Source organism: Brevundimonas intermedia (genome assembly GCF_027922165.1).
Classification (GTDB): Bacteria; Pseudomonadota; Alphaproteobacteria; order Caulobacterales; family Caulobacteraceae; genus Brevundimonas; species Brevundimonas intermedia.
Window position 1 is genome coordinate 129,542 of sequence record NZ_BSFD01000009.1, and the last position, 21,413, is coordinate 150,954.

Below are 21,413 nucleotides of genomic sequence, written 5' to 3' on the forward strand. Positions count from 1 at the left end.
ATCGAAGCCCGCACGACGGGTCGTTTCCTCAGTGTCTAGCAAAGCCGCCGCCATCTTCCAAAGCCTGCGACGCCGCATCGCCGTCGCCCTCGCCATTCTGGGCGTGGGCGTCATGGCGGGCGCGGGCGCGACTATGCCCGACGGGCGGCCCACGCCGTCGGGACTGGAGGTGCCGCGCTGGATTTCGCTGAAGTCCTCGCACGTCCGCGCCCGCCAGGGGCCGGGGCTGGATTATCCGATCCTGTGGGAATATCGCGCCGCCGGTCTGCCGGTTCAGGTGATCGCCGAGACGACCGAATGGCGCAAGATCTGCGACTCGGACGGCGCCGTCGCCTGGATCCACCGCACCGTGTCCTCGGGCCGCCGCTATGTGCTCAACACCTCGCCCGAGGAAGTGATGATCCACGCCGGCAAGTCCCAGGCCTCGGCCGTGCGGGCGCGCCTGTCGCCCCGTTCGCTGGTGTCGCTGGAAGACTGCGAAGAGGGCTGGTGCCGGGTGCGGGCGCGCCGCCTGCGCGGCTGGATCCAGGAACGGGCGGTGTTCGGAACCCAGCAGAGGGCCCTGTGCAACGCCAACCGCCCCGCCGGAACCGGGCGCGACTGACGCCTCGTAAGCCTCGGTGTTGAGCGAAGCGGCCCGGTCGTGTAACCCGCAGGCAACAGCAGACCAGACGGAACCGCCTTGACCCAGTCCCAATACCCCTCGTCCTTCGACCACGAGGCCCTTCTGGCCTCCGGGCGCGGCGAACTGTTCGGTCCCGGCAATGCGCAGCTGCCCGCCCCGCCGATGCTGATGTTTGACCGGATCACCCAGATCTCGGCCGACGGCGGCGCGCACGGCAAGGGCTATGTCGAGGCCGAACTCGACATCAATCCCGAGCTCTGGTTCTTCCAGTGCCACTTCATCGGCGACCCGGTCATGCCCGGCTGCCTGGGCCTGGACGCCATGTGGCAGCTGGTCGGCTTCTATCTGGGCTGGATCGGCGGTCCGGGCCGCGGCCGCGCCCTGGGCGTCGGCGAGGTCAAGTTCACCGGCCAAGTGACGCCGGACATCAAGAAGGTGGTCTACAAGATCAATCTGAAGCGGGTCATCAATCGCAAACTGGTGATGGGCATCGCCGACGGCGTGCTGGAGGCCGACGGCGAGGTCATTTACACCTGCAATGACATGCGGGTTGGATTGTTTGGCGCCGCCAAGGACGAGCAGGCGGGCGCTTAAGCCCCTATATAACCGCGGACAGCGCGGAAGACCCCCGGTCGAGAAGCTCGGGTCGAGAAGCTAAAGAAGGAAACACCATGCGTCGTGTCGTCGTCACCGGCCTGGGCATCGTCTCTTCCATCGGCCATGGTGCCGAAGAGGTGACCCAGTCCCTGCGCGAAGCCCGTTCGGGCGTCGTCCATGCGCCCGATCACGCCAAATACGGCTTCCGCAGCCAGGTCTGGGCCCCGCCCAAGATCGGCCCGTGGGAAGAACTGATCGACCGTCGCGCCGCCCGTTTCCTGGCCAACGGCACCGCCTGGGCGCACATCGCCTTTGAAGAGGCGCTGAAATCGTCGGGTATGACGGCCGACGAGATCAAGGACGACCGCATTGGCCTGATCGTCGGCGAGGGCGGCCCCTCGACCCAGATCATTCTGCAAGCGGCGGCCACCACCATCGAGCGGGGCTCGCCCAAGCGCATCGGCCCGTTCGCCGTGCCCAAGGCCATGGCGTCCGGCCCCTCGGCCGTCCTGTCCACCTGGTTCCAGATGCGCGGCGTCAACTATTCGATCAGCTCGGCCTGCGCGACCAGCGCCCATTGCATCGGCGCCGGGGTTGAACAGATCCAGTGGGGCAAGCAGGACGTGGTCTTCGCCGGCGGCTGCGAGGACATCGACTGGTCCATGTCGAACATGTTCGACGCCATGGGCGCGATGTCCTCGGACTTCAACGAAACCCCCTCGGTCGCCTCGCGCGCCTATGACGTCAACCGCGACGGCTTCGTCATCGCCGGCGGCGCCGGCATCGTGGTGCTGGAAGAATACGAGCGGGCCAAGGCGCGCGGCGCGACCATTCTGGCCGAAGTCACCGGCTACGGCGCCAACGCCGACGGCTACGACATGGTCGCCCCCTCAGGCGAGGGCGCCCAGCGCTGCATGAAGATCGCGCTGGAACAGGCCGGCAACCCGAAGATCGACTATCTGAACCCGCACGGCACCTCGACCCCGGTCGGCGATTCCAAGGAAATGGAGGCCGTGCGCGCCGTCTTCGGCGACCAGATGCCGATGATCTCCTCGACCAAGTCGCTGACGGGCCACTCGCTCGGCGCGGCGGGCGCTCAGGAAGCCATCTATTGCCTGCTGATGATGCAGAACGGATTCGCCGCCGAAAGCGCCCATATCGAGACCCTCGATCCGGCCTTCGAGGGCATGCCGATCCTGCGTCAGCGCCACGAGGGCGAACTGACCCACGTCATGTCCAACAGCTTCGGCTTCGGCGGCACCAACGGCACGCTGATCCTGTCCAAGGTCTGAGCCCATGTTCGCCCTGCGGGTGGATGATCTCAACGGGGAGGCGGTTCGCGCCCTGCTGGCCTTCCATCTGCAAGGCATGCACGCCAACTCCCCGGCCTGCCACGTCAACGCCCTGGACCTGACCGGCCTGCTTCAGCCGAACGTCACGGTGTGGAGCGCCTGGGACGGCGCAGCCCTGGTCGGCATCGGCGCCTTGAAGCTGATCGACGCCGATCAGGCCGAGGTGAAGTCGATGCGCACCCACCCCGACCATCTGCGGCGCGGCGTGGCGGCGGTGCTGCTGGAACAGATCATCGACGCCGCACGGGCCGCAGGCGTGAAGCGGCTGAGCCTGGAAACCGGCCGCGGCGACGCCTTCGAACCGGCTCTGGCGATGTACCGCCGACGCGGCTTCATCGACGGCGGACCCTTCGCCGGATACGAGGCAAACGAATTCAGCCAGTTTCTGCATCTGGATTTGTAACGGCCGCCCTGCGGAAACCACGGGAGGCGATACCTTCGCCACAAGTTGAGAACGACGATGGCCGGCGGAGTCGATCTGGACGTCCGCTTTCCGGCCCGAGGGTTAAGTCATGCCTCGACCCAAGGCTGACATTACGGAGGCCACTCAAACCAACCTTCCTCGTCGATTCTGTCTTCGGGCCATTCCGGCAAGCCGAACGTCTTGGCAAGGAGGAACAACTGTAGTCGGCCTTGCGGCCCGACGGTCCACGAAAAGTGCCACCCGCCCCAGGCACGTTCGCCGTGAGTCACATCATAGGCCGTAGAAGGACCGTCAGGTCTGTTGTCGCCTCGCCCATTCACGAGACGGACCGGTCCATCGAGAAAGCGCGGCGCAATCCAGAAGCAAGGATCGTCGAGGATTGAATTCAGCTTCTTGGCCTCGCTGGCGGTGAGGCTGATGCGTCGCCACGCAGTCCAGTGCGTTGGATGTGGCGGACCAACTGGTGCGGACCTCGCGTATATTTCCCAGTTCGTGTCACGCCCCCGGCCGATGACTTCACGAACCGTCGGGTCAGTCGACAATCCGCCCGGCGAGGTCCTGAAATGAACGGTGGATTGAGGGGTGTCGATGCTCCAGGAAATGCTGGTCTCTTCGCTCGCCCATGCTGCCCAGATGGTTTCGAACAACGGGTTTTGCAGGTCATCGTTGAGATGGGTGGGAAGCTTTGAATAATCGACACTGCGCCAAGCGGGACATTCTTTCGGGTCGATAGGGACAGGCATCGGATTGCACCCCGAGATCAGGGCGGCTCCCGTCACCAACATAACGGCCAATCTCATGATCGCTGCGGCTCCACCCTTAAGGTATCGAAACCGTTTCCCTATCGGAGGTCAACGACCGCTTCCCACCCCCTACAGACACCTCTAACGTCCGCTTAGCCCCCACCCCGCCCTCGACGACCCGCCCCCGTCCGCGCTAGGTCAGGCCCATGCCGACCGCCCTCTACATCGACGCCGACGCCTGCCCGGTGAAGGAGGAGGTCTATCGCGTGGCGCGGCGCTATGGGCTGAAGACCTATGTGGTCTCCAACGGCTGGATGCAGGTCCCGCGCGAGGCCCTGATCGAGCAGGTGGTGGTGGACGCCGGGCCTGACGTGGCGGACGACTGGATCGCCGAACGGGCGGGCGTGGGCGATGTGGTCATCACCGCCGACATTCCTCTGGCCGACCGCTGCCTGAAGGCTGGGGCCCAGGCGTTGAAGTCCAACGGCCAGGCCTTCACCCCGGACTCCATAGGCTCGGCCCTGGCCGGGCGAATGGTGGGCGAACATCTGCGGTCGATGGGCGTCGCCACCTCGGGCCCGCCGCCCTTCTCGGCCGCCGACCGCTCGCGCTTCCTCCAGGCCCTGGACCAGGCCGTGGTCAAGGCGCGCCGGGCCGCGACATGACGACGATCCCCGAGGACGAGCTGGAGTTCCACTTCTACCGCGCCGGCGGACCGGGCGGCCAGAACGTCAACAAGGTCTCGACCGCCGTCCAGATGCGGTTCGACGTGAAGAACTCCCCCAGCCTGACCGAGCCGGTCAAGGCGCGGCTGATGAAGCTGGCCGGCAGTCGGCTGACGCTGGAGGGGGTGATCCTGATCACCGCCGTCCGCCACCGCACCCAGGAGCGCAACCGCGCCGACGCCATCGAACGGCTTCAGGCGATGGTGGACGAGGCCTCGATCCGCCCGGTCTTCCGCGTCCCGACCCGCCCGACCAAGGCCTCCAAGGAACGCCGGCTGAAGGCCAAGACGACCCGTTCGGCCATCAAGAGCGGCCGGGGGCGTCCCGCGCGCGACGACTGAACTCCGCACGAAAGGCCGGGAACAGCCCGCCCGCCGCCTCGTTGTCCTGTCCAAGGCAACGGTTGACGGAGATCGATATGCGGCGGCTTCAGGCGATAAGCTTGGGATTGAGTCTGGCGGCGAGCGGCATCGCCGCCTGTTCTCCCGGCGATCGGAACGCGGCGCGCGACGACGCCGCCGACCCTGTCCCTGCGGCGGCGGCCGCCGTCCCGGCGCAGTCCGAACAGGACAAGGCGATCATCGCCGCGACGCCCCAGATATCCCTGACCGAGGCGCAACGGGCCGAGTATCGCAGTGTGGCGCTCAACTATCTGAACGACGCCGCAAAGGAACTGGCCAAGGGCTTCTCGCCCGTCGGCGGCGTTGAGGATTCCGTAAACGCCATGCAACCGACCGAGGTCCATCCCTGGCGGTTGACCCTGAAACGGGGGGAAACCTATCGAATCCTCGCCGCCTGCGACAACGAATGCTCCGATCTGGATCTGGAGCTGCTGGACTCGGCGGGAAAGATCATCGAACGCGACACCCTTCCCGACTCGGCCCCGGTCATCAACATCCGGCCGACGGCTGACGGTGTCTTCACCGCCCGCGTGGTGATGAAGACCTGCACCCTGGCGCCCTGTTACGCCGCCGCCCGGCTTTATCACCAGACCGGGCCGGTTCCCGACGACGACGCACCGCCGCCGGCCACGGCCTGACCGAGCCTCAGGGGCGCGGCGGGCGCCCGCCGCGCATCTGGCCGCCCCGTCCGCCCTGCACCGCCGTCTTCGGCAGGCTTTCGAGGGTCAGCACGCCGTCGTGGTCCTGGTCCAGCAGGACGAACCAGCGCTCGCTCGCGGCGGTCCATTCCTCGGGCGTGATCTTCTGGTCGGCGTTGCGGTCGGCCGCCCGCACCGGCTGGGGCACGGACAGCAGACCGGCGCGGGCCAGACGCTCGGTCCCGCCGCGATAGGGCTGGGCGCGCGGCTTGGACGGCGCGGCGCCGCCTTCCTGGCCACCGCCTATGCCCCCGCCCATCGGGCCGCCCATGGAGCCGTCCTGCTGGTCGTCGTTCAGGTTCATCTGACCGCCGCCGGGCGGTCCACTGCGCCCGGAGCCTCGATCGCCGCCCTGACCACCGCGCCGACCACCGCCAGGCGCGCCGCCCATTTCCCCGCCCATCGCGGCGAAAGTGGTGTCGACCAGCCGCTCATAGGCGAAAATTTCCGACGGCCCGACCACGCCGTCGCCGTCCTGGTCCAGGGTCGCGAACCAGCGCCGGCCGTCGGCGGCGAACTCTTCGGCCGTCAGCCGGCCGTCGCTGTCGGCGTCGGCGTCCGCGAACCAGGCCGCAACCGGATAGGGCTCGCCCGGCTCGGACACGAACAGCTCGCCATAGGGGCTGACGAAGATTTCAGACCGCTGCGGCGGCGGAGCGCCTTCAGGGCCGCCCGGATGACCGGAGGGGCCGCTCGCGCAGGCGGAGAGCAGGGCCATCATGCCGAGGCCGGCGACGGAATATTTCATGTCTGAAACCCCAGAGGACGGGAAAAGCGCCGTCATTCCAGGGCTTAGCGCATCAGCTTGGCCTTAGCGTGGCTCAAGCCTTCGTATCGGCCTTCGCCTCAGGCCTCGACGGGGCGGAAACGCAGACCGGCGATCCGATCCTCGGGATCGAACAGGATCATCCATTCGGTCACCTGGTTGTCGAAGGTGACGCGGAACAGCTGGGCGTCGCCCTCGGCCTTCTGGAACTCGACCGTGCGGACGGCGCCGAAGCTCTTGATCAGGGGGCTGATTTCGGGCGACAGCTGCCGCATCCGGGTCGCCAGATCGGGGGTGAAGACCGAATAGTCGAAGCCCGCGCCCTGAACCGCCGCGATCACGCCGCGCAGGGCCGCCTCGGCCCGGGCGATGTCCGGCGCCTGGGCCGCAGTGGGAGCCGGGGCCTGTACAGGGGCGGGGGCAGGCGCCGGCGCGGCGTCGAAAGCATTGGGCACCGAGCCGGCGGCCGCCTGGGCCAGCGCAGGCACAGGCGCCGCAAACAGGGCTGCGGCGAGAACCGTCTTGATCAGCTTGGTCTTCATGCGAAGGCTCCGGTCAGTGCAGATAGGGCCACAGAGAAAGACCCAGGGCCGTCAGGGCCGCGACGACCGCGACCGTGATTGAAGCCGCCACCCAAGCGGGAGTTCCCGACTTTTCGATGACCACGGCCGCCGGACGCGGCGGCTCCTGCACCAGGCGCGAGATGGCGCGGGCCGCCGCGATCATCTCGTTCAGGGCGTCGCGCGCCTGGGCCTGGGGCCCCAGCTCGCGGCGGATCCAGCGTTCGACCACCGGCTGGGCGGCCTTCCACAGGTCGTGGTCGGGTTGAAGCCGGCGCGCCACCCCCTCGACCGAGACCATGGTCTTCTGCAGCAGGATCAGCTCGGGCCTCAGCCGCATGTCGAACAGAGCGGTGATCTCGAACAACTGGCCCAGCAGCCGGCCCATCGACACCTGGCTGGCGGCCCGGCCGATCACCGGCTCGCCCACGGCGCGCAGAGCCTGGGCGAAGGTCTCGACCGAATGGTGCGGCGGCACATAGCCGGCCTCGAAATGGACCCGGGCGATCCGGTCATAGTCGCGGCTGATGAAGCCCCACAGGATCTCGGCCAGATAGCGCCGCTCGGCCGGACCCAGCCGCCCGACGATGCCGAAGTCGATGGCCGTCAGATGGGCCGGGGCGCTGGCGAACAGATTGCCCTCGTGCAGGTCGGCGTGGAAGACGCCATGATCCAGGGCCTGAACCAGGAAGGCGCGCACCACATTGTCGGCCAGCAGGTCGGTGTCGAGGCCGGGCAGGTCCGCCAACGCCGGATCGGTCATGGGCACGCCCTTGGCCCATTCCAGCGTCAGCACCCGCTTGCCCACCCCGTCCCAGATGACGGCGGGGGCGGACATATAGCCGTCCTTGGCCAGGACATCGGCCATCTCGCTGGCGGCGGCCGCCTCCAGCCGCATGTCCAGCTCCAGATCCATGGAGTTGGCGATGGTCTCGACAAAGGCCTGGGGCTCCAGTCGGCGCGACAGGGGGACGAGTCGGTACACCAAGGCGGCGCCCAGCCGCATGGCGTCCAGCCCGTCGGCGACCCGGCGCTCGACCCCCGGACGCAACACCTTGACCGCCACGGCGCGACCGTCGGCCAGGGTCGCCCGATGCGCCTGCGCCAGGGAGGCGGCGGCGACCGGCGGGCTCAGGTCGATGAACAGGCTCTCGACGGACCGACCCAGGGACTTTTCGATCTCGCGCCGCGCCTCCTCGATCGAAAAGGGCGGCAGGGCGTCCTTCAACCGGCCCAGGTCGCGCGCGAACTGCAGGCCGAAGATGTCGGCGCGGGTGGCCAGGACCTGGCCCAGCTTGATCGCCACCGGCCCCAGGTGCTCGAACGCCTTGCCCAGCCTCTGGCCCGGCCGTCCCTGACGCCCGTCCCGACCCGAAAACATCTGGACGAAACGGGCGAAGGGCCGGACCCAAACCGGCAGCAGCGGCGTGACTTCACGTGGGATCAAGGCGTCGTGGCGCGCCAGCACCCACAGCCAGCCGATCAGGCGCAGGAAGGCGGCCACCGGATTGCGCACCGCCACGGCGGCGGGCGGCGGCGGGGCCGTGCGATAGACCCGGGTCAGATCGCCCACCCGTGGTGGATGGCGGCGATCCCGCCCGACAGATTGGTCACCGAGACGCGCTTGAAGCCGGCGTCCTCGATCAGGCCCTTGAAGGCCGTCTGGTCGGGGAAGCGGCGGATGCTTTCGACCAGATACTGGTAGCTGTCTCGATCCTTGGCCACCCAGCCGCCGATGCGCGGAATGGCGTGGAAGGACCAGGCGTCATAGAGCTTGCGCACCGGCCCGGTGGTGGGGCGCGAGAACTCCAGGCACAGGAACCGCCCGCCCGGCTTCAGCACCCGCCGCGCCTCGGCCAGGGCCTTGTCGATATGGGCCACGTTGCGGATGCCGAAACTGATCGAATAGGCGTCGACCGAGGCGTCCGGCAGGGGCAGGCTCATCGCGTCCCCGACCGACCAGCTCATCTCCGGCTCGCCGCCCTTGTGGACCCCGGCCAGGATCATCTCGGCGTTGTAGTCCAGCACGATCACATTGGCGTCTTCCCCGCCGCGCCGCTCCTGGGCCGCGCGCGCCATCTTGGAATAGCGCCGCGCCATGTCGCCGGTGCCGCCGGCCACGTCCAGGATGGTCTCGCCGGGCCGGGGATTCAGCTTGGCGGCGGCGATGTCCTTCCAGATGCGGTGGACGCCGACGCTCATCAGGTCGTTCATGACGTCATAGCTGGAGGCGACGGAATCAAAGACCCCGCGCACCATCTTGACCTTCTCGCGCGCGTCCACGTCGCGGAAGCCGAAGGAGGAACGGTCGCCCGACGAATGCGGGCCATGGGAGGAGGCGTCGGTCATAATCGGGGGTCTAGCGCGTCAAGCGCCGCCCGTCACGCGATCAGGCGGCTTCCGACCCGGCTTCAGGCCCGGCTTCCGGTTGGGGCAGCTTCAGATCCTTCATCACCTCGCGCATCAGGCCGTAGCAGCCGCAGGAGGCCGCCTCCAGCCCGTCGCGGTCCAGCACCCGGACCCAGCCCCGGCCGCGCTGGATCAGCTTCTTGCCCTCCAGCACGGTCCCGACCTCGGACACGGTGGCGCGTCGCACGCCCAGCATGCCGGCGATGTCGGCCTGGGTCAGATCGACGCGGTCGTCCTCGGCCCGGTCGTGCAGCATCAGCAACCAGCGCGCCAGCCGCTCGTCCAGCCGGTGCTGGGCGTTGCAGGCGGCGGCCTGCTGCACCTGGGCCATCAGGCCTTCGGTGAAGCGCGACAAGGCCGAACGCAGGGTCTCGCTGGCGTCCAGCGCCGCGCCGAACACCTCGGCCGAGCAGACGGCGGCGACGCCGTCGCCTTGGGAGATGGCGCGGCTGGCGGCCCGGGCGTTAAACGGTCCGCAGGTTACGCCGACCAGGCCCTCGCGGCCGATGGCGGCGGTCTCGACCATCTTGTCATCGGGCAGGACGGTCATCAGCGACACCACTCCCTTGATCGGGAACCAGACCTGATCGACCGCCTCGCCGGCGTCGTACAGCATCTGTCCGCGCGCGACCTCGCGTGCCTCCAGGTGGGGTTCGATCCGCTTGCGGTCGGCGGGATCAAGGGCTGCGATCCACAGATTGTCCATCCTCATCTCCTCGGCGCATCCACCGCGCGGCGATCCGGCCAGAGCCCACAGTCGCGCTTGACGGAAAGCTCAACGCCCAAGCTTGATCCCGCGTTCCCGACCCTTGTCGCACGCCGGCGGGCGCCTTACGCCAGGATCAATCGACAGAGATCGACGGGGAGACGCGGAATGGACGGCAATATCGGCGCAAGGGCGGCCTGCGCCGCGCTCGACGGATGGAAGCCGGGCGAGGACGGGCGCGACGCCATCGTCAAGGCCGTCCTGTTCCACGACTTCAGCGCCGCCTTCGCCTTCATGACGCGCGTGGCGATGCAGGCCGAGGCCATGGGCCACCATCCCGAATGGTTCAACGTCTACAACCGCGTGGAAATCCTGCTGACGACGCACGACGCCGACGGGGTCACCGATCTCGACGTGCAGATGGCTCAATTTATCGATTCCATCACCGGCGACTTGACGCCCGGAAACGGACACGACTGATGGCCGCCCCGCACAACCGGCCCGGCCGCGTCGCCGGCAAGACCGCCCTGATCACCGGCGCCGCCGGCGGCCTGGGCGAGGCCATGGCCTTCATGATGGCCCGCGAAGGCGCCCGTCTGGCCCTGACCGACATCGACGGCGACCGCGTCGCCGCCCTGGCCGCCCGGATCAACGCCGAAATCCCCGGCGCCGCCTTCGCCTACGCCCACGACGTGGCCGACGAGGCCCGGTGGGAACAGGTGATCGCCGCCGCCGTGGCCGACCTGGGCGGCCTGTCGGTTCTGGTCAACAACGCCGGCGTCGGCGGCCCCTTAGCCTTCGTCGAACAGGACAAGGTGGAGAACTGGCAGCGTCAGTACGAGATCAATCTGCGCTCCGTCATGCTGGGCGCCAAATACGCCATGCCCCATCTGCGCGCCGCCGCCCCGGCCTCCATCATCAACATCTCGTCCATCGCCGGCCTGGTCGCCAGCCCCGGCATGGGCGCCTATCACGCCACCAAGGCCGCCGTCTGGATGTACACCAAGACCCTGGCCCTGGAATCGGCCAAGGCCGGTTGGGACGTGCGCTGCAACTCGGTCCATCCGGTTTTCATCAAGACTCCGATCCTCGACCCCTTCATCGCCATGGCCGGCGGCGACGAGGCCAAAGCCCACGAGCGCCTGACCCGCGGCATCCCGCTGAAGCGGATCGGCGAACCCGACGACGTCGCCTGGTGCGTCCTCTACCTCGCCTCGGACGAGTCCAAGTTCGTTACGGGCTCCGAGTTCAAGATCGACGGCGGCATGACCGCGCAATAGGGCGCAAGCGCGCTTTCTTTTGGGCCTACCGCGCTTCGCGCTGCTTAGGCCGGGGAGTGCTGACCTGTCAGCCAGCGGCGATGGTTCGGGACGGTCATCCGGCCCTCATCTGCTTATTCGGGATTGAGACCGCCCGCCGCTTGCTGTAAGCGGCCTCTTCCGGCGTCTCGCCGACCACGCACCCGTAGCTCAGCTGGATAGAGTACTGCCCTCCGAAGGCAGGGGTCACAGGTTCGAATCCTGTCGGGTGCGCCATCTTCTCCATACAAATCAATCGCCTTACACCCTCTCGGGTGTGCGCTCGTCGTTCGTCTAGGGGAACATCTGGCGAAAATCGGCCCGCGCCGGGAGTCATAGTCCCGGAATAGTCCCGGCGGATGTTCGATATTCGTTCACGTCAGAATGAAAAACGGGCCCCGCTCTCCCGAAGGAAGGCGGGGTGGGATATCATCTGCCCATGATGTTCGAGTTCACCCTCAAGCCGCCCGGCGACGTCGCTTACAGTTTCGAGAACACCGGCGGGAACTTGGGCGAGAGCCTAGATGCGGAGATCAAGGCTGTATGCTCGGCGCCTCCGAAGTTCGCCGGACGTGAGGCGAGGGTGCTACTGACCTCCTCCCCCGAGCTGGAAGACGCCGAGTTTCTAAAGGCTAAGCACCCGACCAGGAGCGTGGGCCAGGTCTTCGCCGACAAGAACAATGTCGAGGTCCTGGCAATGGTCCCTGCGGGGCGCCTGCTGCCCCTGATGGCTGCAATCGCGTCTGGCCAGATCGCCTATATCTCGTTCTATGTCGGGGCGTTCAAAGCCCGTCGTGCGGACGCCTCCGGATACTATTTCGAGGGCCAGGCGCAGAGAGAAGCAAGCCTCACTCACCCCTGAAGTCGTCCACAAGCGGCGAAACTGTTCTGGTTGCGTTCTCCTTTGATCGGAGTCAGAGGTGCGGTCTCTGGGTCGGTTGGCGCTGCCGGAGATCGATATGTCAGAGCCGCTGTCTGCTGCCGAGCTGGATGAGCTCGCCGCGGAGCTTCCCCTCCCCAGTTTGCCGGCGACGCCGGAGCCAGGATCGAATGTCGCCTATCGGCCGCCGCCTGCGGAGAATGCGCGCCTGGTCGCCCAAGCGCTGGCGATGGGCCTAGGCCGCTTCCGCGTGTCGGAACAGGATCACCGCAGGGCGCTGGATCGCGGCCAGAAGTCCCGCACATGACCCGACACAAGGGGATGAGCAAGAAGGGCGCGGTCGATGCCACTGACCTGAAGGAGATCGTGGACTGCTACTTCACGCTTCGGCGCATCATGGCTAGCCTCAACCACGCTTCGCCTCAGCAGTACCCGCTAATGGCGACGGTGACGACGCTGAAGGCTTGCTGGGCAGATCTCAGCGGAGCGCAGGTCGCAGCGGGATGGTCTTATCCCGCTGAGTTCGTGCCTGCCGACGGTCTGGCGCCCAACGCAGACCGATCCGGAAAGCCGCGCGAGAAGACCTACATCGAATGGGGGCAGCGGGGCCCGGACAACTCGACCGTGCCCGCGCAGGGGACCGAGCAGGATCAGGATCGCCGCTGACTCCACATTTGTCGCCCGCCGTGACAGGCTTCCGCCATGTGCAACCTCTATCGCCAGCGCACCGGCCCCCAGGCCATCATGGACATGGCCAAGGCCATGACCTCGACCGTCGGCAACCTCGCGCCCGGCGACATCTATCCCGACTACCCGGCGCCGATCGTGCGGACCGATGCGAATGGCGTGCGCGAACTGGCCCTGGCGCGCTGGGGCATGCCCTCATCCAAGAAGGCGATCTTCGACAACGCGACGAAGCGAGCGGACAAGCTGCGGGCCAAGGGCGGCGCGGTCGATTTCCAGAAGATCCTCGAGTTCGAACCGGACAGCGGCACGACCAACGTCCGTAACACGACATCCACCCACTGGAAGCCCTGGCTCGAACCGGCCCACCGCTGCCTCGTCCCCTTCACCGCCTTCAGCGAGCCCGGCCGCGACGCCGCCGGCAAGTACCGGCCGGTGTGGTTCAAGCTGGCCGGCGACGATCCCGAGCCCTTGGCCTTCTTCGCCGGCATCCACCTCCCGGGCCACACCGGCGTCCGCAAGATAAAGACCGGCATGGAGACGATCGATGTCTTCGCCTTCCTGACGACCGACCCCAGCGAGCCGGTGAAGTCGGTTCACCCCAAGGCCATGCCGGTGATCCTGACCCAGCCGGATGAAATCGAGGCCTGGATGACGGCTCCGTGGACGCAGGCCCAAGCGCTGCAGCGCGCCTTACCGGACGGTGCACTGGACTACATCTGACCGACTCGGCCTATAGGCCGCGCCGATGACGCCTGACGAACTGAACGACGCCCTGGACAAGATGCAGGCTGCGGCCGGCGACGACGCCGACAAGGCGCCTGGATTGATCGAGATCCAAGTCGACGACTGGATCAACCGCCTGGCGGCCATGCCGACCGGCAGGCCTCAGACGATCGTGGACGGTGTCCGCATCAGAGACATCAAGGTCGCAATTGGCTCCGACCACACCAAGGTGCTCAGCCGAAAAGCGGCTGGCGAGCGGGGCGAGCCTTATCGCGATCTTGCTCCATAGAACGAAGTCTTTGACTCCACCGGTATTTGAAGCGATCAACCGGTGATCTGCATACGACTCACCGGTAGGCGCTTGGAATTCAAAATCTCTGATGAGGTGCAGCAGACTGCGCTGCAGTTCCTCATTTCCCAGGGGCCTTTGTGCATCATCCTGGTCATATTCGTGCTGACGCTGCCGAAGATCATTCCGGCGGTGTCTGCAGCGCTGCTCGAGCATCGGAAGCTGTCTCACAAGCGCCACGATCAGAAGCAGAAGGTGCTGAACTCAATCGGGCAGCGGCGGCCCGCCGCCTTGCCGCCTTCGGCGACAAAAGGCCCTCGAACAAAATCTTGACGGAACCCCGTTGTCCGTGACCAACTTAAGCTTGTGTCAACTTGAAGTAGACAAGTTGCACGAAATGGTTAGGAGCACACCGCTATGTCAGCTTTCCTGCCCATCCTTGTCGCCGCCGCTGCTGCGCTCGCTGCTGTGCAGCTGACGTTGATGTGGGCCAAGACTTATTCCGGCGACTTGAGAAGCGCCAGTGAGCTGCTGGACGAAAACTATAAGGCGGCGAACGCCCTCATCCAGGACGAGGCCACGCCCGACAGCGTCATCCGGTTCATAGGCTCAGCTATTCAGCACGCCGGCCGCCCCGCTATGGCCCGCAGCTTCGCTCGGCATTTCCTGTTCGGGCGGATCCGTAAACCCAAGCCAATTTCTGCGCGCTCCGCCGAGCTGAAAGCTGATTTGGCGCGCCTGAGCCCTGAGGGCCAAGATAACTTCGCGGCGTTTATGGCGTCAGCAATGATGGCGAGCGCGGCGGCGGACCCGCTGCTTTCGCGCGTCTACCTGATGGCGGTGAACGCATTCCTGTCGGCATCCGGACGCGCCGACGATCAAAATGTTTCGCATGATCGCGCCGAAACAGCGGCAATCGACTTGAGTGACAGCGGTTTTGCCTGCGCGGCATAACGACAAAGCCGCCCCAGACGAACCGGGGCGGCTTCGATAGCGGAGCCCTTGAGCTCGACGCTGAGTGACCATCGGTCAGACCGAGGTCGGAATTCCGACTACGGCACTAGCCCGGTCGAAGCGGCGGCCCGCAGGCCACACGCCTAGCCTCCTCCGCTCGATCTGCGTTTTCGGTCCCGACGCTCACGGCCTCCGCAATCCAGGTCAGGAACAGGCGGACGCCCTCGCGCTCCTCCTCCGTGACGGGCTGGACCATGGAAGCGCCTTCAGGAAGCGCCGGCGCCCTCTTGACCGTCGTGCACAGGCTCGGGGGCAGAGACGCCGGGCTGTAGGGCTTCGCGCAGCTCGTCAGCAGAAACGCGCTCGCGCACAGGGCAACCTTGAGGATCGACATGGACTGGCCTTTCGATGATGCGCTCGATGGCGCGGGCGGATTGGCGGGCGGCGGCGACCTGGGCCGTGCAGCGGTCGTCGGCGGTTTGGGCGAAGGTGGCGGCGTCATCCAGGCGCTGGGCCAGGGCGACGGCCTGGTCTTTCGCCTGGTCCAGTTCGGACTTCAGGCGGTCGATGCGCCAGGTCTGGACCCCCGCCAGGACGGCGGCGACGGCCAAGGCGGCGAGAAGGAAGCGGATCATCGCACCAGTTCGAAGTGCGGACCGTCGGTCTCGCCCTTCTCTCCGATCTTGCCGTCCTCGTCCCAGTCACGGCCCCAGCGGACCCGGACCTTCTCGATCCGGCCCGCCTCTATGAAGGCCTCGTACATCAGCCGCCAGCCAGGCCCCTCTTTCCAGTCGTAGGGGGCGATCAGACAGTCCACGGCCTCGCCATAGCCGCTCTTCTGGATCCCGTGCTTCGAGCTGAACGGGTCCGCCAGCCACGTCACCTTGGCGACCGCCGGACGGGCGTACTTGGCCGGGATGCCCTTGGCGGCCAGCTGGGCGGCCGTGCGACCCTTGCCGTAGTTCTCCATCATCCGCCCTCGGGACCGGACGCCCTCGATCACCTTGAAGTCGATCTTAGAGATCGAGATCGCGCGCTCCACGACCCGCACAAGGTCGGGGTGGACGCCTTTCAGATTGGCGCGCGACGTCGCGCCCAGGACATAGGCCATGGCGGTCTCTCCAGTTTCAGATGGGATGATCAGCGGGCAGACCGCGTTCTCGCCGTCGGGCCATCCGGCCGGACAGGGGCGCAGATTACAGAAGAAGGGGTTCAGCGGCCCCGGCCGGAACTGGCGCGGGCAATGGGTCGGCCCATGTCGCCAGATATTCAGATCGTCGCTGTCCAGGGCCTTGCAGCGCCGCCGCCGAAACGGCTTGTCCCAGACGAACGGTGTAGGCTCTTCCAGACCTCCCCCCAGAGACTGGCGACACCGTTAACCGGCGTTACTTGAGGTCGTGCAATGACACAGCTAAGGTTGCGCATCCAGTCTAGGGAGAAGACGTATGTCCGTGCTTCTGATCGGCGACCGCGACTTGGTTCAGCTGGCATGCTTCGCCGCTGATCATTTGCTGCTGCCGGCAGGCTTGGACGCCGTTGCCCTGGCGACCCGGTTCAGAGCCGCCAATCTGGAGGCGTGGCGCAGCTGCTATCCGAATGCACCCGATCCGGGGCTGCCTCGAACGCCGACGGTGGCCGACTCCGCGACCGATGCTACGTCAGCCCGCGACATGCTGGACCTTCTGCGCACCACCCGCGACCTACGGTACAACGCGGAGATTGAATCCGACGGCCTGCTGGGCGGCGTCCTTCTTCGCGTCGCGGAGCAGGCCGCAAAAGCCCGGCAGGCGGCCATGCCATGAAGCCATGGCCTCAGCCTGTCAGGATTGCCGTTTGCGTGGCGTGCGGTTTTCTCGCTTGGGGGCTGATCGCCGCCGTCGGGTGGGTGAGTCATCAAGCGGCGTTGCATTGTTGTACCGCTCAGCAACCCGAGTTACGGTTTGGGCGGGGGCCATCATGACAACATCCACACACCGGCATGTGTTCGTCTCGCTTGACGCGATGCGCGGGATAGCTGCGTTGATGGTCGTTCTCTACCACAGCCCCACTTTGTTCGGCCCGATCGCCTCTCGCGGCTATCTCGCGGTGGACTTATTTTTCGTCTTGAGCGGCTTCGTGATCGCTCATGCTTACGACGCCAGGCTGGCGACAAACTTAACCCCAAGCGCCTTCATCAAGCTTCGCGTGATCAGGTTTTGGCCACTCTATGCCGCAGGGTTGGCGCTAGGCTTGTGCCGCGAGATCCTGCTGATTGCCTCAGGAAATCACTACGCTCTGACGCCAGGGCTCCTCGCGTTATGTCTAGCCGCCGCACTTTTGTTCATTCCCGCGCCCCTCGCCAGCCGCGACTACCAGCTCTTTTCACTTAACTCGCCCAGCTGGTCCCTTCTTCACGAACTGCTGGTAAACGTGCTCTACGCGGTCTTCTTCCGCTTCCTGACCATTCCCGTGCTGTGCGGGCTTGGCGTCGCGTCTTACATCGCCTTGGCCCTGACAGCGCCTGCGAGCGGCATCTCCGACACTGGCTTCAACCTACCGGGGACGCTTCCCGCGATAGCGCGAACCCTGTTCTCTTTCACGGCCGGCGCTTTGCTGTTTCGCCTCAAGCTCAAGGCACCCAAAATCAGCGTCGCGCTTGTGCTTTGCGTTCTGATGGCCGCCCTCGCCCTGCCGTTCGGCGGTCGAGTCTACGACCTTCTCTTCGTCGCACTGATGAGTCCTGCTTTGGTCTGGATGGGAACGGCGTGTACGATCTCGCCCAAGCTCCACAAGTTAGCAGCGTGGCTGGGCTTGATATCATTTCCCATCTACGCCGTTCACCGTCCGGCTCTTGCTATAGCTGAGGCTGGTGCTGAAAGGCTGTCGCTCCCGCCCGCTGCTGTTGGGATCGGCGTACTTGCCGCCCTTTTGCTCGGCTGTACGTACCTAGCAGTACCCTTCGACATTTGGTCGCGCCGCAAGCTCACCGAGCTGAGTGCCGTGCGACCAATTGTCCAGAAGACCGCTGCCTAAAAACCAAGCGCCGCCAGCGTCCAATCCGCCATCTTATCCAGCTCATAGGGCGTTTGGTGATTGTAGCGATTGCCGCCGGAATAGTGCTGCCGCGCCTTTCGACATTTCACCATAATCAACAACCTGCGGAACCATCTTTACCATAGAGGCGGCCCCGAGTCGCAGGACCAAAAACTCTATTTAAAATCCAACAAAGCCTTCGCTCTCACAGACCGGGAGATCAAGGTCGCCTACAGCATCGCGCCCGACGACCTTGCTAACGTCTGCCACGACATGGATATCGTCGAGGCAATTCTCATCTATTTGACCGCTCCAGAGGGCCTGGCTGAGGAGCGGAGGTGGGCGCTAGACACTATGTCGATGCAATTTCGCTATTCCCCTCGTTAGCGCCAAATCAGCCTGACCTGACCATCCCCACCCCGGCCGCCCGCGCCCGACACGAAGCCGTTGTCCGCCGCCGATCCGCCGCCCCCGCCGCCGCCAGGGTGCCCGCCGTCAGCACCGTTCTGGCCAGCCGCCCCTGAAGTCCAGGCTCCACCGCCACCGCCCGACGACCCAAAGAGGGTCGGATCATCGCCCGCGCTGCCGCCAGGGTTAGGGCCAGGCCCTCCGGACACGCCGTTGAATCCTTGCAGCAGGAAGTTGGTGCTGATCGAACCCTCCATGCCGAGAGACGCGCCGACCGCGACATTGGCCGCCGTCGCGCCGCCGCCAGCGCCCCCTCCGCCTGAAGCCACGGCGTTCGCCGTGATGGCCGCGCTGCCGCTGATAGCGCTGGCCGCGCCGGCGCTGCCAGGCAGGATGCCCGTACCGTCCGAGCCGCCGCCGCTGGCTATGCCGCCCGACCCCCCGAACCCCGGATAAGAGCCCATGATGTTCATCGGCGTGAAGCTGGTAATAATCCGGTCCAGGCGCTGCACGAAGCTGGCGCCGCCTGCGATGAACCAGGCGCCGCGCGCGAACACGGCCATCGAGCAGCCGTCGCCGTTGTGCAGCATCGGATACCAGGTCAGGCCGTCCTGGCTGACAAAGCGGTTTTGGAAGAACCAGCCGTTCGTGAAGCTCAGGAAGGCCGAGAACCGTTGGAAGCGGCCGCCCCGGTTGGTCCACACGACCCCGTCCGTGGACGTGTAGCAGTTGCCGTTCTGACCGGCTTGAATCATCCAGACGCCGTTGCCGTAGGCGATGCCGTACAGGGGCTGCGTCACCGCCGTGGTCAGCTGGGTCGCAGTCCAGGTCCCGGCGGGATCGCTGGCCGAGACGATCTTGCCGGTCGAGTCCGTTGCGATGTAGAGCCCGCCGCCGAATGCCACCTGCGCCAGGGTTGCGGCGCTTGAGTAGGCGTTGACCGTCCAGGCCGTACCGTTGACGGACGTCAGGATTGCGCCCGACGCGCCCACGACGACCAGGACCCCACCCTCGAAGATCACCGAGTTCAGCGCTACTGCGACGCCGGAGGTGCGCGCCGTCCAGGACACGCCGTCCGGGCTGGTCAGAATAGCGCCCCCTGCGCCGACGACGACAAACAGGCCAAGAGCGGCAGCCCATACGATGGAATTCAACGAAGTCGTGACACCGCTGGCGCGCAGCGTCCACTCCGCGCCCGCGACGCTGGTGTAGATGCTGCCGTCAGCGTGGACGCCAACCAGCATTGCATCGCTGGCCGCCAACGCGCGGCAGGATGAAAGCGTAGGATAGGGCCAAACGGCAGGCCTCATGACGGTGCCGATGCCGACGGACGACCCGGCTTCACCCCGCTGACCGCTCGCCCCATCCACCGACGTCGCCGCGCCGCCGCGACCGCCGCGACCGACGATGATCGGCAAAATGGCCCCTGCGCCGCCGAGATCCGCAACGGTCAGGTTTAGGACAGCCGTATTGCCGCCGCCGCCGCCGCCGCCGCCCGTGCGAATACCGCCTACCGGCCGACGGCACCCAGAGCCACCCCCGCCGCCGGCGCCGAGCAGCTGTATCTCCACCGAGGTGTAGCCATCGGGAATCAAGGTCTCTTGGTAGTCGTCGACGAAGACCTGCCGCATCGGCGGACGATTGGTGAGGCCGAGCGCAGCCAGGACGGATTCGAATGTGATGGCCATCGGCATCAGGCTCCATATACCACGGGTTGATTATTGAATGTGACCGCCGCGCCGCTTCCGTCAATGACGATCTGACCGCCGGCGGACATTTCGAACAGGGCGATCAAGGCCTCTTGCACAGTCGCGGCGCCCAGCAGGGTCAGGGTGTCGTCGAAGCTGATCAGACCGGCGGCGTTCGGCCCCGGATCGCCTTGGTCGCCCTTCAACCCCTGCGGCGATAGTGCGATGGCGATGGGAGCCACGCCCCCGATAGCGATCCCCAGGGCCGCCGGCGACCGCGCCGCCCCGATCCGGTCCTCGCCCTGCGCACCGGCCCCCTTCGCCACCGTGACTTCGCCGACGGCAAGGGACAGATCATCCGCCCCGTCTTGCATCCGGATTTCGACGGCATAGACGCCCTTGGGCCAGTCGTCGGTTTCACCCGGCGCCTTTTCGAACACCACCACGCCCGGCGCATTCTCGACGCCGGCGATCTCGACCGCTTTCTCAGGCAGGCCAATCCGGTTCAGGAAGATCGTCACCGCGCGCCCGGTCAGGTCTAGCGGCGTGACCTTGTCCGCCTCGAACAGGTTCAGCGGCTGCGACCAGGTCGCGCCGATGGCGATGGGGTCGAGCGGGCGTGGCAGTTTGGCGGGCGACGACATGGCGGCTCCGGTCGATAGGTCAGATTGTGGAGAGGGATGCGAACGGCGTTCGCGAACCGGGTTCGTCAGTTTGGGTGAGGCGCAGGACAAGCCACGCGCTGCCATCAAGCGATCGTGAGTTGCGGCAGACGCCGACCTTGGCGGCAGATGCCGATGGGGCGGCATCGGGCTGTCCGACTTTGAGGGAGCAAGTGAATGTTGAAGAAACTCTCGGCCGTCGCGGGAGCGCTAGTCGTTGCCGTCGGCATGTCCATCGCCCCGGCGGCTATTGCTGGGCCCGGCAATTGTGACTGCACCTACATGGCCACCGGCTACAATCAAAGCACTGGCGAGTTCATCTACGAGTGGGTCTGTCCCGACCCGGTGATCTGCCAGATCACCGTCGAACCCTGACGGCTCCGACCCCGGAGAACACTCCGGGGTCGACCACTCGGCGGCGCGTCTCTCAGTCGCCGGTTTCGACGGTCAGTCCAGCCGGGCCAGCCTTGGCCTCAACCCGCTTCAGTCCGCCGCTGGCGAGGCGAAACACCACGACGCCCAGGATTGCCGTCAGGGCCATGGCTATCCCGGCCAGGGCCTGAATCCGCACAGCCGCGACTTCATCAGGCCATTCCGGCAGGCCCAGCCAGCGCCAGGCCGGGGCCGAGGCGATGGCCGCAACGATGGCCATGATCATCAGGGACAGGGCAGGCCCGGCAAGGCCCAGGGCGCGAATGGCGATGTCGGTCGGCTTGGCGATGACTGACGCGGCCTCGGGCGTGTCAGGGCCATGGGTCGCGGCGGCGACGGCCTTCATGGCTTCTGCGGCGGCGGGATCGGTCATA

The 21,413-nt window shown here is 66.4% G+C and carries 30 protein-coding genes and 1 tRNA gene; 20 read left to right on the forward strand and 11 right to left on the reverse strand.

Translation table 11 applies throughout. From position 1 onward, the window contains the following. The first annotated feature begins 31 nt into the window (after window positions 1–31). The 4 genes from PKE72_RS12150 (at window position 32) to PKE72_RS12165 (ending at window position 2,977) form a co-directional block, all read left to right on the forward strand. Window positions 32–604: an SH3 domain-containing protein gene (locus tag PKE72_RS12150; protein ID WP_271165645.1), complete on the forward strand. Its 573-nt coding sequence runs from the start codon at window positions 32–34 to the stop codon at window positions 602–604. Between the two features lie 78 nt (window positions 605–682). Further along, the gene (fabA, locus tag PKE72_RS12155) at window positions 683–1,219 is read left to right on the forward strand and encodes a 3-hydroxyacyl-[acyl-carrier-protein] dehydratase FabA (RefSeq protein WP_008263519.1); all 537 of its coding nucleotides are present in this window, start codon (window positions 683–685) and stop codon (window positions 1,217–1,219) included. A gap of 77 nt (window positions 1,220–1,296) precedes the next feature. Further along, entirely contained in the window at window positions 1,297–2,514 is a 1,218-nt protein-coding gene (gene fabB / locus PKE72_RS12160) for a beta-ketoacyl-ACP synthase I (RefSeq protein ID WP_271165646.1), read from the forward strand. A 4-nt stretch (window positions 2,515–2,518) separates the two neighbouring features. Next, window positions 2,519–2,977: a GNAT family N-acetyltransferase gene (locus PKE72_RS12165; RefSeq protein ID WP_271165647.1), complete on the forward strand. Its 459-nt coding sequence runs from the start codon at window positions 2,519–2,521 to the stop codon at window positions 2,975–2,977. Between the two features lie 131 nt (window positions 2,978–3,108). Here PKE72_RS12165 and PKE72_RS12170 read toward each other — a convergent pair whose 3' ends face one another. Beyond that, window positions 3,109–3,798 carry a hypothetical protein gene (locus PKE72_RS12170; protein WP_271165648.1) on the reverse strand — a complete coding sequence of 230 codons (690 nt, stop codon included), beginning with the start codon at window positions 3,796–3,798 and terminating at the stop codon, window positions 3,109–3,111. Window positions 3,799–3,947: 149 nt separating this feature from the next. On the opposite strand from PKE72_RS12170, the gene PKE72_RS12175 reads away from it, so the two are divergent. From PKE72_RS12175 to PKE72_RS12185, 3 genes are all read left to right on the forward strand, one after another. Continuing rightward, the gene (locus PKE72_RS12175) at window positions 3,948–4,406 is read left to right on the forward strand and encodes a YaiI/YqxD family protein (RefSeq protein WP_271165649.1); all 459 of its coding nucleotides are present in this window, start codon (window positions 3,948–3,950) and stop codon (window positions 4,404–4,406) included. After that, window positions 4,403–4,807: an alternative ribosome rescue aminoacyl-tRNA hydrolase ArfB gene (arfB, locus tag PKE72_RS12180; protein WP_271165650.1), complete on the forward strand. Its 405-nt coding sequence runs from the start codon at window positions 4,403–4,405 to the stop codon at window positions 4,805–4,807. Before PKE72_RS12175 ends, arfB begins: the two co-directional genes overlap by 4 nt. 77 nt (window positions 4,808–4,884) lie before the next feature. Further along, window positions 4,885–5,505, forward strand: a complete 621-nt coding sequence (locus PKE72_RS12185) for a hypothetical protein (RefSeq protein ID WP_271165651.1) — start codon at window positions 4,885–4,887, stop codon at window positions 5,503–5,505. Window positions 5,506–5,512: 7 nt separating this feature from the next. Here the strand turns inward: PKE72_RS12185 and PKE72_RS12190 are convergent, their stop codons facing one another. The 5 genes from PKE72_RS12190 to PKE72_RS12210 form a co-directional block, all read right to left on the reverse strand. Next, the gene (locus PKE72_RS12190) at window positions 5,513–6,313 is read right to left on the reverse strand and encodes a hypothetical protein (RefSeq protein ID WP_271165652.1); all 801 of its coding nucleotides are present in this window, start codon (window positions 6,311–6,313) and stop codon (window positions 5,513–5,515) included. Between the two features lie 98 nt (window positions 6,314–6,411). Then, on the reverse strand, window positions 6,412–6,873 hold the full coding sequence (locus PKE72_RS12195) for a hypothetical protein (protein ID WP_271165653.1): 462 nt from the start codon (window positions 6,871–6,873) through the stop codon (window positions 6,412–6,414). A gap of 13 nt (window positions 6,874–6,886) precedes the next feature. Further along, window positions 6,887–8,464, reverse strand: a complete 1,578-nt coding sequence (gene ubiB, locus PKE72_RS12200; protein WP_271165654.1) for a 2-polyprenylphenol 6-hydroxylase — start codon at window positions 8,462–8,464, stop codon at window positions 6,887–6,889. Beyond that, complete coding sequence (locus tag PKE72_RS12205; protein ID WP_271165655.1) at window positions 8,452–9,240, reverse strand: class I SAM-dependent methyltransferase; 789 nt, start codon at window positions 9,238–9,240, stop codon at window positions 8,452–8,454. The genes ubiB and PKE72_RS12205 overlap by 13 nt, the downstream gene beginning before the upstream one ends. A gap of 40 nt (window positions 9,241–9,280) precedes the next feature. Further along, window positions 9,281–10,006, reverse strand: a complete 726-nt coding sequence (locus tag PKE72_RS12210) for a Crp/Fnr family transcriptional regulator (protein WP_271165656.1) — start codon at window positions 10,004–10,006, stop codon at window positions 9,281–9,283. Between the two features lie 168 nt (window positions 10,007–10,174). On the opposite strand from PKE72_RS12210, the gene PKE72_RS12215 reads away from it, so the two are divergent. The 10 genes from PKE72_RS12215 (at window position 10,175) to PKE72_RS12260 (ending at window position 14,837) form a co-directional block, all read left to right on the forward strand. Beyond that, on the forward strand, window positions 10,175–10,486 hold the full coding sequence (locus PKE72_RS12215) for a 4a-hydroxytetrahydrobiopterin dehydratase (protein WP_271165657.1): 312 nt from the start codon (window positions 10,175–10,177) through the stop codon (window positions 10,484–10,486). Beyond that, window positions 10,486–11,286 (forward strand): SDR family oxidoreductase, encoded by an 801-nt coding sequence (locus PKE72_RS12220; RefSeq protein WP_271165658.1) that lies wholly within the window; start codon window positions 10,486–10,488, stop codon window positions 11,284–11,286. The genes PKE72_RS12215 and PKE72_RS12220 overlap by 1 nt, the downstream gene beginning before the upstream one ends. Window positions 11,287–11,464: 178 nt before the next feature. Continuing rightward, window positions 11,465–11,541: transfer RNA gene (locus tag PKE72_RS12225), tRNA-Arg, on the forward strand. Between the two features lie 184 nt (window positions 11,542–11,725). After that, complete coding sequence (locus PKE72_RS12230) at window positions 11,726–12,166, forward strand: hypothetical protein (RefSeq protein ID WP_271165659.1); 441 nt, start codon at window positions 11,726–11,728, stop codon at window positions 12,164–12,166. 97 nt (window positions 12,167–12,263) lie between these two features. Next, a complete protein-coding gene (locus PKE72_RS12235) occupies window positions 12,264–12,491 on the forward strand; it encodes a hypothetical protein (protein ID WP_271165660.1) in 228 nt (75 codons plus the stop codon). Further along, window positions 12,488–12,850, forward strand: coding sequence for a hypothetical protein (locus PKE72_RS12240; protein WP_271165661.1), 363 nt, complete (start codon window positions 12,488–12,490; stop codon window positions 12,848–12,850). Before PKE72_RS12235 ends, PKE72_RS12240 begins: the two co-directional genes overlap by 4 nt. Window positions 12,851–12,886: 36 nt before the next feature. Beyond that, window positions 12,887–13,591, forward strand: coding sequence for an SOS response-associated peptidase (locus PKE72_RS12245; RefSeq protein ID WP_271165662.1), 705 nt, complete (start codon window positions 12,887–12,889; stop codon window positions 13,589–13,591). Window positions 13,592–13,616: 25 nt separating this feature from the next. Further along, entirely contained in the window at window positions 13,617–13,883 is a 267-nt protein-coding gene (locus PKE72_RS12250; protein WP_271165663.1) for a hypothetical protein, read from the forward strand. 72 nt (window positions 13,884–13,955) lie between these two features. Continuing rightward, window positions 13,956–14,216, forward strand: a complete 261-nt coding sequence (locus PKE72_RS12255; protein WP_271165664.1) for a hypothetical protein — start codon at window positions 13,956–13,958, stop codon at window positions 14,214–14,216. An 84-nt stretch (window positions 14,217–14,300) separates the two neighbouring features. Continuing rightward, a complete protein-coding gene (locus PKE72_RS12260) occupies window positions 14,301–14,837 on the forward strand; it encodes a hypothetical protein (protein ID WP_271165665.1) in 537 nt (178 codons plus the stop codon). Between the two features lie 266 nt (window positions 14,838–15,103). Here the strand turns inward: PKE72_RS12260 and PKE72_RS12265 are convergent, their stop codons facing one another. Together PKE72_RS12265 and PKE72_RS12270 are read right to left on the reverse strand one after the other, a co-directional pair. After that, window positions 15,104–15,472: a hypothetical protein gene (locus PKE72_RS12265; protein ID WP_271165666.1), complete on the reverse strand. Its 369-nt coding sequence runs from the start codon at window positions 15,470–15,472 to the stop codon at window positions 15,104–15,106. After that, the gene (locus tag PKE72_RS12270; RefSeq protein WP_271165667.1) at window positions 15,469–15,948 is read right to left on the reverse strand and encodes a M15 family metallopeptidase; all 480 of its coding nucleotides are present in this window, start codon (window positions 15,946–15,948) and stop codon (window positions 15,469–15,471) included. The genes PKE72_RS12265 and PKE72_RS12270 overlap by 4 nt, the downstream gene beginning before the upstream one ends. A 334-nt stretch (window positions 15,949–16,282) precedes the next feature. Here PKE72_RS12270 and PKE72_RS12275 point away from each other — a divergent pair, with 334 nt between their 5' ends. Then, window positions 16,283–16,639, forward strand: coding sequence for a hypothetical protein (locus tag PKE72_RS12275; RefSeq protein ID WP_271165668.1), 357 nt, complete (start codon window positions 16,283–16,285; stop codon window positions 16,637–16,639). A 154-nt stretch (window positions 16,640–16,793) separates the two neighbouring features. Continuing rightward, the gene (locus PKE72_RS12280; RefSeq protein WP_271165669.1) at window positions 16,794–17,849 is read left to right on the forward strand and encodes an acyltransferase family protein; all 1,056 of its coding nucleotides are present in this window, start codon (window positions 16,794–16,796) and stop codon (window positions 17,847–17,849) included. A 383-nt stretch (window positions 17,850–18,232) separates the two neighbouring features. Here the strand turns inward: PKE72_RS12280 and PKE72_RS12285 are convergent, their stop codons facing one another. Both PKE72_RS12285 and PKE72_RS12290 read right to left on the reverse strand, forming a co-directional pair. Then, window positions 18,233–19,945 (reverse strand): glycine-rich domain-containing protein, encoded by a 1,713-nt coding sequence (locus PKE72_RS12285; RefSeq protein ID WP_271165670.1) that lies wholly within the window; start codon window positions 19,943–19,945, stop codon window positions 18,233–18,235. A 5-nt stretch (window positions 19,946–19,950) separates the two neighbouring features. Then, window positions 19,951–20,589: a hypothetical protein gene (locus PKE72_RS12290; RefSeq protein WP_271165671.1), complete on the reverse strand. Its 639-nt coding sequence runs from the start codon at window positions 20,587–20,589 to the stop codon at window positions 19,951–19,953. A gap of 195 nt (window positions 20,590–20,784) precedes the next feature. Here PKE72_RS12290 and PKE72_RS12295 point away from each other — a divergent pair, with 195 nt between their 5' ends. After that, complete coding sequence (locus PKE72_RS12295) at window positions 20,785–20,982, forward strand: hypothetical protein (RefSeq protein WP_271165672.1); 198 nt, start codon at window positions 20,785–20,787, stop codon at window positions 20,980–20,982. Window positions 20,983–21,034: 52 nt separating this feature from the next. Here PKE72_RS12295 and PKE72_RS12300 read toward each other — a convergent pair whose 3' ends face one another. Then, window positions 21,035–21,412, reverse strand: a complete 378-nt coding sequence (locus PKE72_RS12300; RefSeq protein ID WP_271165673.1) for a hypothetical protein — start codon at window positions 21,410–21,412, stop codon at window positions 21,035–21,037. Window position 21,413: the final 1 nt, after the last annotated feature.